This is a genomic window from Desulfosporosinus sp. (assembly GCF_014237355.1).
Lineage (GTDB): Bacteria > Bacillota > Desulfitobacteriia > Desulfitobacteriales > Desulfitobacteriaceae > Desulfosporosinus.
Window position 1 is genome coordinate 1 of sequence record NZ_JABZFS010000016.1, and the last position, 9948, is coordinate 9948.

The following is a 9948-nucleotide window of genomic DNA, read 5'->3' on the forward strand; positions in this document are numbered from 1 at the left end:
AATGTTGATACTCCTGGATTTAAGAAATCACATGTGGAGTTTGAAGACGTTCTACGCCAAGCCCAGAACAAGGATAGACTCTCTTTACATAGAACAGACACTAGACACCTTGATACCTCGTTTATAAACATTCAGGCAATCAAAGCAAGGGTAATAGTTGATAATTCTACTACGATTCGCAATGACGGAAATAACGTAGATATTGATAACGAAATGACTGAATTGGCAAAAAACGGCCTTGATTACCAGGTCTTTGCGCAAATTCTGGGCAATAAATATTCCGGGAGAAAAAAGCTTATTTCTGGCTAGGCAAATAATTAGTTCTTTAAATGATCCCTATAATATAACATTAAAATAAATCACCGAAACTATTTGAAGCCGGAGCGTCTCATTTTAATGACGCCTCCGGCTTCAATCATGAACTCTGTTCCATCTTTGTTAGTCACAGAAGCTCAGCAATAATTTATTTGTTCACTGAAGCTTTGGATTAATGGGGCGTGTATGAGAGATATCGTCATTCCTGTCAAGTAAATGATTCATTCCTCTTACCAAAGAGTCATCTTCCAACACACTCCATAGGTGATATCCTAAGTCTTCACGCTTAAGTAAAACCTCTTCTAAAACCTCTACTGTGCCAAAATCCTTAAGTTCATGAGCACGTTCAATGGTTTTACGCAGCATAAGTTGGATTTTTAATTCATGCTCAAGGTCGTTGCGTAAAAAGTCACGCATAGTATATCGGCCTTCAACTTCGTGTTTGATATAGGATATTTCATGCTGTGTCACAGGATGTGCCGTAGGAACTACCCCTAATCTTGCTACGCGCTCACCGATTTTATCGATATGGTCTTGAGTAACATCAATATGTTCGTCTAACAAATGGTGCAAACTGAGAAAAGATTCTGCTCCTTCTGTTAACCAATGATGCTTTGTATACTGGTGTAAGGCAACATTAAAAGAGCATAAATGGTCATCAAGCATTAGACCCATTTCTAAGCGAACATCAGCGTTTAGACTAATTCCAGAACCCTCAGATCTTACGGTTCTAGGCTCCTGACGTAAAACCATGTTTTGTGGATGGCTTGTTGTGTGTCCTGGCATAGTAGTGTCGAAGCCGGATTTTGATAGTTTAAATCCCTCTTGAAACTGACTTACGTTTTGTTGAACCATTTTAAAATCCTCGTTCATAATCTCTTGATTGTTGACAGTTTGCATAGTTCCACCTCTATTAATTTAGTATGACCTTAACTATGCTTAACTTCTCCAATAACAGCCTAAATATGTAAAAAAATACATCCCTAATCGTTGTTGGGAGCTGGGGAAAAGATGGTAAATATTACATTTATTATTTGATATTACTTTGCAGCACTGACTAATAAGTTTAAGGTATCAATCTTCGCTTTATGATATTGCTAAATAGATAGGGGTGATACTTTGGATATTGTCAAACCTGGAACAATCCCTAATTTAACTACCAGAGAATTGAACCCTGAAAACCAAGAAACTCCTATTCATTTTATCCGTCAAAACATCACACCCACCGAGTATTTCTTTATAAGAAATCACTTTGAATACCCAACCCAAACACAAGAGGCTTATTTCCTTCCGATAGTAGGAGAAGTAATGAGACCTACAATTTTTAAATATGAAGATATAATACGAATGCCCTCAAAACACCTGGTTCTGCCTCTTGAATGCTCAGGTAATAACAGGGCGTTTTTTGATCCGAAGGTTTATGGGGAGCAATGGGAAGATGGAGCTATTAGTCAGGGATTATGGAAAGGGGTACCTCTTAAGGATCTCCTAGCATTAATAGGATTGAAAAGTACTTCTATGGAGGTCGTTTTTGAGGCGTATGATTACGGCAAACGAAAGGATTTGGAAGGTAGCTTCCATTTTACGAGAAGCTTGCCTATTCAAAAGGCACTTCATCCCGATACACTCATTGCCTATGAACTAAATGGGAAGCCCCTTCTATTTAAGCATGGCTACCCTTTAAGGCTGATTGTACCCCAATGGTACGCAATGGCTTCAATAAAATGGGTTAAACGAATTATTGTTATTGATCATCACTTCAAAGGGCCGTTTCAGGAGATTGATTATAACTATTATCCATATAAAGATAGTGATATAGGTAAAATACCAGTAGCTCAGATTAATGTTAATTCAATTATTCAGCAGCCACTAAACTATTCAATTCTGGATAAAGGAAAACATCTCATTGAAGGTATCGCCTGGACAGGGACGGGTGTAATCACAGAAGTTGAAGTAAGCACAGATGGAGGTAAAAGCTGGCATAAGGCTAATCTTGTTCAAGATCAATCCCAGCTATATTCATGGACATTCTGGAACTATGTCTGGAAAGTCTCTAATAAAGGCGAGTATTCGATCATGTCGAGAGCCAAGGATTCTTCCGGACATATTCAACCCTTTAAAGCAAAGTGGAATAGAAAAGGTTATGGATATAATGCCGTATATACTATCAAAATTAAAGTCGAATAGTTTCTACGCTTTGAAAGAATAGAAGATGAAGAAAGGGTCCATTGACTAATCAGCCAATGGACCCCATATTGGTTCTATTCGTTGCAAATCGGCTTTTGAGCACACTCAGATACGCCTTTATCCATTGCCTGAGCACATTGTGCTACAGCTTGACCTCCTTTGCTTCTAGCCATTTCAGATACGGCTGTAGAAGCAAAAGCATTGCTAGAGAAAGCTAATACCATGAGTCCTGTCGTAATTACTGTTGCGATCTTTTTCATTAATTACCCTCCATTTTCTTGGGACAAGTTATAGTTGTACTATACCGGATTAAAATGAAGAACTAATGAATAAGTTGTGAAAAACTTATGAATTAAATTAGTATGTCGGCTTGCAGGTTGACAAACATTTTTGAGGACAATAAACTATTTTAGTAAATATCAATACCCTTTTGTAAATCTGTTAATGGAGGGTGTAATGAAATGTTTCCCTAGGGAACAAAGGAAAGGAACATAATATGTCTTTAAGCAGCAGTAAGCATGGAATTTTAACAGGAAAAGAATTGTCAGGTTCAAAAAAACTACGCTATTGGATAGCCTTTGTACTAGGTTCCCTGGCAGCTATTGGGCCCCTATCAATTGATATGTATTTACCATCACTTCCTTCATTAACAACAGACCTCAATACGAGCGCATCCTTGGCTCAACTAAGCATAACTGCTTGCTTACTTGGAATATCCTTGGGACAATTATTGATGGGATCTATAAGTGATATCCGAGGGCGCCGCATCCCCTTGTTGATAGGCCTGATCGCCTTTACCGCCGCCTCTCTTTTATGCGCAGTAAGTACATCAATTGGTGGTCTAATTGCATTGAGGTTTATTCAAGGCGTAATGGGTTCGGCAGGAATGGTGATTTCAAGAGCTATGGTCAGAGACCTTTACTCAGGCGCCGAAATGATGAAGTTTATATCCTTATTGATGTTGGTCAATGGATTGGGCCCTATTATGGCTCCCATAGCAGGTGGACAGCTCATGCAGTTCACCTCATGGAGAGGGATTTTTGTTACCCTGGCTATAACTGGCCTGGCAATGTTTTTAGCCGTATTTTTTGGATTAAAGGAGACACTGCCGGTTAAAAGTCGTTCTACAGGTGGTTTCTCGAAGACTCTAAATACCTACAGGGAACTTATCTCTGATCGTAATTTTATTAGGTATGCATTGCCCCAAGGATTTGTCACTGCAGCCATGTTTGCTTATATTTCCGGTTCGCCTTTTGTCATCCAAACTATATATGGTGCTTCTCCGCAAGTTTTTAGTTTGATTTTTGCCCTGAATGGTCTAGGTATTATCCTCGCCGGGCAAATCACGGGTAGACTAGCCCCTAGAGTAGAGGGGGTTAGGTTATATGCAGGGGGACTTACTCTTGCTGCCGTGAGCAGTATTGTTTTACTGCTTGCCATACTATTTAAGGCGAGTCTTCCAGTCGTCTTAATACCCTTGTTTTTTGTGGTCTCTTGTGTTGGTGTAGTAGGCACAGCCGGCGCGGCACTGGCCATGGAGAATTATGGGCATGCTGCAGGCAGCGCTTCTGCATTGCTTGGCCTGCTTTCCTTTATTTTTGGTGCCTTCGTAGCGCCTTTAGTAGGTATAGGCGGGAGTAATAATGCAGTACCTATGGGTATCATTATTGTACTATGTGATGTAGGGGCATTGCTTATTTATGCATTTTTGAGACGACCAAAGGTCGAAGGGTAAAGGCACTGTATAAAAAAATTTCCCTATTCATAGGACGGTTAGTGCTGAACAATTTATTATCTCTGACAGATAATAAATTGTTCTTTTTTGTCTAAAAAAATCATCTTGTGTGATATAATACCGTAACAGTATGAGCTGCGAAGCAGCATTCAAAAGCATGATGCTTCTTGGACTAGTGCCTTTGGTTCCCAAAATTTAATTTTAAGGGGAGATTAAGTATGAAAAGCATTAAAGTGAAAATCGTGGTATACATAGGGATTCTATTATTCATTGTTTGCGGAGGCTTGGGACTAGTTTCATACATTACAGCAGCGAATGCTATTCAAGAACAGGCTGAAAAAACACTTCCCCAGTTAGCAACTGAGGGAGCGAGGGTTGTTTCTGAAAGGATTAACTCTGTGTTAGATACCCTTGAAACTGTAGCTGACAACGACATAATTCAGGAAGGCGTAGGTAGCCAGGGGGATGCAATAGTTAAATTTGTAGGTGATGAGGCTAAAAGAAGCGGACATCTTCAAATGTTTACTCTTGGACCAGACGGCTTAATATTATCAACTCAAACTGGACAAATGGTCGATTTAAGTGAACGAGATTACTTTAAAAAGGCTATTATCGGTGAAAGATTTGTCTCTGATCCAATAGTAAACAAGGATAATGGATCTATCGTTATTTCCTATGCTGTTCCGATAAAACAAGATGGAAAGATAATTGGAGTATTAGTTGCTTTGAGAGATGGAACTAGTTTAAGCACTATTACAAAAGATATTAAATACGGCGAAACAGGTAATTCCTTTATGATCAATAAAAAAGGCACCACCATTGCCCATACTAACAAGGACCTAGTGATGAACATGGATAATGATTTTGAAAATGTCAAACAGGATCCAAAACTAGAGCCGTTGGTGAAATTAGAAAGAGAAATGGTTGAAGGAAAGACTGGAGCCGGGGAGTATGAGTATGACGGAGTTGTAAAATATCTTGGCTATGCACCTATACCTGGAACTGAATGGTCATTGGCAATTGCTGCACCTAAAGATGATGTCATGTCAGGGATAAAGACTATGGGCAAGTCCGTTTTGATCGCATCCTTAGTGGTTTTGTTCCTCGGTTTAGGGCTAGGGTATTACATCTCTAGATTAATAGCTACTCCGTTTATGTCCGCTGCAGAGCATCTAGAAGTTATTTCATCAGGTGACTTCACACGAGTAACTCCAAAAGAATTTTTGGAGAGGAATGATGAAATAGGGGTTCTGTCCAATGCCATTAATACAATGCAGGAATCTGTTAGGGAAGTTGTTAAAGGGGTTATTAACGAATCCAAAAATGTTGAAGAGACAGTATTAGCTACAAGACAAACTATGACAGTTTTAACTCAGCAGATTGAAGAGGTTTCCGCGACCACAGAGCAACTATCTGCAGGCATGGAAGAAACTGCTGCATCTAGTGAAGAAATGAGTGCAACGGCTACAGAAATTGAGAGAGCGGTTAATTCAATCGCTGAAAAGGCCCAACAGGGAGCATTATCTGCCGGAGAAATTAGTCAAAGAGCAAATACACTTAATCAAACTGCAGTTTCCTCTCAGAATAGTGCTCAAAGTATTTATCACATTACACAAGAGAAAATGGTTACAGCGATAGAAGAGTCTAAAGCAGTTGATAAGATTAATGTCCTTTCAGAAGCAATCTTGCAGATTACATCTCAAACCAATCTTCTCGCATTAAATGCAGCTATTGAGGCAGCAAGAGCCGGTGAAGCTGGAAGGGGCTTTGCTGTTGTGGCAGACGAGATCAGGAAACTGGCGGAGAATTCGAAGGACACTGTTACTCAAATTCAGGAAGTGACAAAACTTGTGGTTTCTTCTGTAGGGAATTTGTCGGAAAGCTCGGTGAGTATACTTGAGTTTATTGACAAGCAGGTACTAAAAGACTACGAGAATATGGTTGGGATTAGTGAGCAATACAACAAGGATGCGGAGTTTGTCGATAGCCTGGTGACTGACTTCAGTGCAACTGCTCAGCAACTGACTGCTTCTGTACAGGAGATGACGAAGGTAATCGAAGAAATTGCTGTTTCGGCGAATCAAGGGGCAGAGGGAACAACCAACATAGCTCAGAAAAATATTATGGTGGTAGAAAAAGCGAATGAAGTCATAAACCATGCAGAGAGATCTAAAGAAAGCTCGGAAAGTCTCCTTAAAATTGTATCAAGATTTGAAGTATAGGGAAGTTACTTCCACGGGACTTTATGACATTGATAATGTATGGTGTAAGGGGTGAAGGTAAGAGATTACTTATAACAAGCTAGGCTTGCAGTAAATTCTGCTAAGACTAGCTTGTTATAATGTTCATACTCACTAGGATCTTTTAGGGTTGTGGAGTTATAGTATTTTTTTTACAAGAAATACTAACCTTAAGCTATCCAAGTGCGCGTAGATATGCTGCAAAAAAAGATAAAGAGGAGATAAAGGTGAACTATGAGTAATGTTCTTCGTGGTATTGTAATGGGGATCACTGATCTGATCCCCGGTATTAGTGGTGGTACAATTGCTATGGTTTTAGGTATTTATCATGAGTTAATTGCTTCGATTAATGGGATATTTAGCAAGGATTGGCGGAAACATTTAGTTTTTTTAGCACCAATAATGCTTGGTATTGGTATTTCTTTAGCAACATTTAGCCATGTAATCGAATGGCTTATAGTCACTCACTCTATGCCATTGTTCTTCTTTTTTACTGGGTTAATCTTAGGAATTATCCCGTTTTTACTTCGGACAGCAAATTTCCGAAAAACCTTTAAATCTTCTCATTACCTTTCTCTTGTACTTGCCGCTTTATTAGTGGCATCTACCAGCTTTATTCGTGAAGGTAACTTAGAGTCAATCTGGACTAACTTAACCTTGGGTAATTACCTATTTCTTTTTTTCTCTGGTTGGATTGCAAGTTCTGCAATGATTTTACCCGGAATAAGTGGTTCTTTAGTTTTGTTATTACTGGGCGTCTATCCAACAGTAATAAATGCTATCTCTAGCTTTAATATTTCTGTTATTATCACTTTGGGTTTAGGAGTTGTGATTGGTATAATTATTACAAGTAATCTTATCCAATTCTTATTTAGTAAATTTAGTACCTTAACATACGCTGTTATGATTGGACTAGTCTTAGGATCAGTTATTGTCATTTTTCCGGGATTGCCAAGTTCTATTCCCTACGGGATCTTGTGTACTGTTATGTTTCTTGTCGGGTCCATTGTAGCTGCTCTGCTTGGTAGCAAAAACTAAAACAAAAAGTTTCTCAGGTCTTACGACTGAGAAACTTTTTGTTTAGTTTGGTATCATTATTAATCCTTAGTAAACATATACTAAACCTATGCCAAAAGCAGTTATATTATTATTTTCTTCAAGGAATAATAGCCATGAGTTATGCAATTGAGAGGAGTAGTCAGATGCAAGAGTTTTATAGATTATCAGCTGCAAAAGTGATGGAAACATTAGGAGTTACGGAAAAAGGGCTAAGTGACGAAGCGGTAGTAACCAGGAGAAAAGAACAGGGCTTTAATGAATTGGAAGACAAGGGCAGGAAAGGTCCTATTCGGGTATTCTTAGAACAGTTTAAAGACTTCTTAGTGCTGATTTTATTAGCCGCTGCAGCGATTTCCGCTTTTCTAGGTAAATTTGAGAGTACATTAGTAATTATCGTTGTAGTTATTGTTAATGGGATTTTGGGAACTGTACAACATCTGAAAGCAGAACAGTCACTTAAGAGCTTAAAGTCCTTATCTTCCCCGAATGCTAAAGTGTTAAGAAATGGTCAAAAGGTAGAAATTCCATCAAGGGAAATCCTCGTGGGAGATATTCTATACTTAGACGCAGGGGATTTTGTAAGTGCAGATGGAAGAATTCTAGAAATTTATAGTCTTCAGACAGATGAGAGTTCCTTAACAGGTGAGTCTGTGAGTATCCTTAAGAATTCCGAGATCATTGAGGGAGAACATATTGCCATAGGGGATAGGAAGAATATGGTTTTCTCCGGAAGTTTTGTAACCTATGGCAGGGCTGTAGTGATTGCAACCGCCATTGGGATGAATACTGAGATCGGAAAGATCGCCAGTCTGCTCAAAAATGCCCAAGAAAAGAAAACTCCCTTGCAGGTCAACCTGGATGACTTTGGGAAGAAACTTGCTGTTCTAATTCTTGCCTTATCAGCCTTAATTTTTGCATTAAATCTCTCCAGAGGCCATGCTCTGATTGAATCACTATTATTCGCTGTCTCTTTAGCCGTAGCAGCGATACCGGAGGCTCTAAGTTCTATCGTAACTATTGTTCTGGCCATGGGGACTCAGAAACTAGCTAAACAAAATGCCATTGTTAGAAAGCTCCCGGCAGTAGAGGGACTGGGAAGTGTCTCCGTAATTTGCTCAGATAAAACCGGGACTTTGACTCAGAACAAAATGAAAGTACAAACGATTTTTGTGGATGGGAAGGTTTTAGACCACGATGAGTTAGATCATGATAAATGGCTTGAAAAGAAACTTGTACAGGTTGCACTGTTATGTAATGATGCAATAACCGTTAAGGATAAAGAAATAGGCGATCCAACGGAAATAGCCCTTGTGAATTTGGGAGAGATTTATGGTTTAGATGAAGAAAGGATGAGGGAAGATTATCCAAGATTAGGTGAAATTCCGTTTGATTCAGATAGAAAACTGATGAGTACTGTACATAAGTTTGACGGTAAAACTATGATGCTCACTAAAGGAGCATTAGATGTTATGCTTTCCAGAGTGGTAAGCATACAAAAGGCTGAAGGACTAGAGCCCTTAACCCAGGAAGAAAGAACCCAGATAGAGCAGGTGAACAGGAATTTCTCGGAAAGTGGCTTAAGAGTATTGGCTTTGGCCTATAAAGAAATTGACGATGAAAAAACAATCGAGTTAGAGGATGAGAGGGACCTTATATTTATAGGGCTTATTTCAATGATGGATCCTCCAAGAGAGGAATCAGCACCGGCGATTGCCAGTGCTCAAAATGCCGGTATTAAGCCTGTCATGATTACAGGTGATCATAAGATTACTGCATCAGCTATAGCAAAACAAATAGGGATTTTAAAGGATGAAAGGGAGGCTGTGGAAGGTTATGAGCTCGATAAACTAAGTGATGATGCCCTTAGAGAAAGAGTGGAAACTATTTCAGTATATGCTAGGGTATCCCCGGAGCATAAGATAAGAATCGTAAAAGCATGGCAGGATAAGGGTAATGTAGTTGCTATGACTGGTGATGGGGTTAATGATGCTCCCGCTCTTAAGCAGGCGGATATAGGGATTGCAATGGGGATTACGGGAACAGAAGTTGCTAAGGATGCTGCATCTATGGTTTTGACCGATGATAACTTTTCCACGATTATCAAGGCGGTTTCTAATGGACGAAGTATATTCGCTAATATTAAAAACTCAATAAAGTTCCTGTTATCGGGAAATACTGCTGGAATTTTGACGGTAATATATGCCTCAATTCTTGCTCTGCCAGTGCCTTTTGCGCCAGTGCATTTACTCTTTATCAACCTTGTAACGGATAGCCTTCCGGCCATTGCCATAGGGTTAGAACCCCACAATGAAAATGTCATGAAGGAAAAACCAAGACGAAAAGAGTAAATGCACTGGCGCAAAAGGCACTGGCAGAGCAAGAATTGAGGCATATATTACCGTCAAAATTCCA

7 protein-coding genes and 1 pseudogene are annotated in these 9948 nt (G+C 39.4%); 6 read left to right on the forward strand and 2 right to left on the reverse strand.

All coding sequences use genetic code 11. The annotated features are described in order from the left end of the window. Positions 1 to 309: flagellar basal body rod protein FlgB (flgB, locus tag HGJ98_RS03980; RefSeq protein WP_291349756.1), on the forward strand; the 309-nt coding region annotated here is incomplete at its 5' end. Positions 310 to 471: 162 nt separating this feature from the next. Here the strand turns inward: flgB and HGJ98_RS03985 are convergent. Beyond that, entirely contained in the window at positions 472 to 1215 is a 744-nt protein-coding gene (locus HGJ98_RS03985) for a Dps family protein (protein WP_291349757.1), read from the reverse strand. Between the two features lie 219 nt (positions 1216 to 1434). On the opposite strand from HGJ98_RS03985, the gene HGJ98_RS03990 reads away from it, so the two are divergent. Then, entirely contained in the window at positions 1435 to 2502 is a 1068-nt protein-coding gene (locus HGJ98_RS03990) for a sulfite oxidase (protein WP_291349758.1), read from the forward strand. Positions 2503 to 2576: 74 nt separating this feature from the next. Here the strand turns inward: HGJ98_RS03990 and HGJ98_RS03995 are convergent, their stop codons facing one another. Then, positions 2577 to 2762, reverse strand: a complete 186-nt coding sequence (locus HGJ98_RS03995) for a hypothetical protein (RefSeq protein ID WP_291349759.1) — start codon at positions 2760 to 2762, stop codon at positions 2577 to 2579. Positions 2763 to 2998: 236 nt separating this feature from the next. Between HGJ98_RS03995 and HGJ98_RS04000 the strand changes: the two genes are divergently transcribed. The 4 genes and pseudogenes from HGJ98_RS04000 to HGJ98_RS04015 all read left to right on the forward strand — a co-directional run. After that, a complete protein-coding gene (locus tag HGJ98_RS04000; protein WP_291349760.1) occupies positions 2999 to 4237 on the forward strand; it encodes a multidrug effflux MFS transporter in 1239 nt (412 codons plus the stop codon). A 218-nt stretch (positions 4238 to 4455) separates the two neighbouring features. After that, complete coding sequence (locus tag HGJ98_RS04005; protein ID WP_291349761.1) at positions 4456 to 6459, forward strand: methyl-accepting chemotaxis protein; 2004 nt, start codon at positions 4456 to 4458, stop codon at positions 6457 to 6459. A gap of 252 nt (positions 6460 to 6711) precedes the next feature. Next, a complete protein-coding gene (locus tag HGJ98_RS04010; protein ID WP_291349762.1) occupies positions 6712 to 7515 on the forward strand; it encodes a DUF368 domain-containing protein in 804 nt (267 codons plus the stop codon). A 164-nt stretch (positions 7516 to 7679) separates the two neighbouring features. Continuing rightward, positions 7680 to 9872: pseudogene (locus HGJ98_RS04015) on the forward strand (cation-translocating P-type ATPase); the annotation flags it as partial. Positions 9873 to 9948 lie beyond the last annotated feature (76 nt).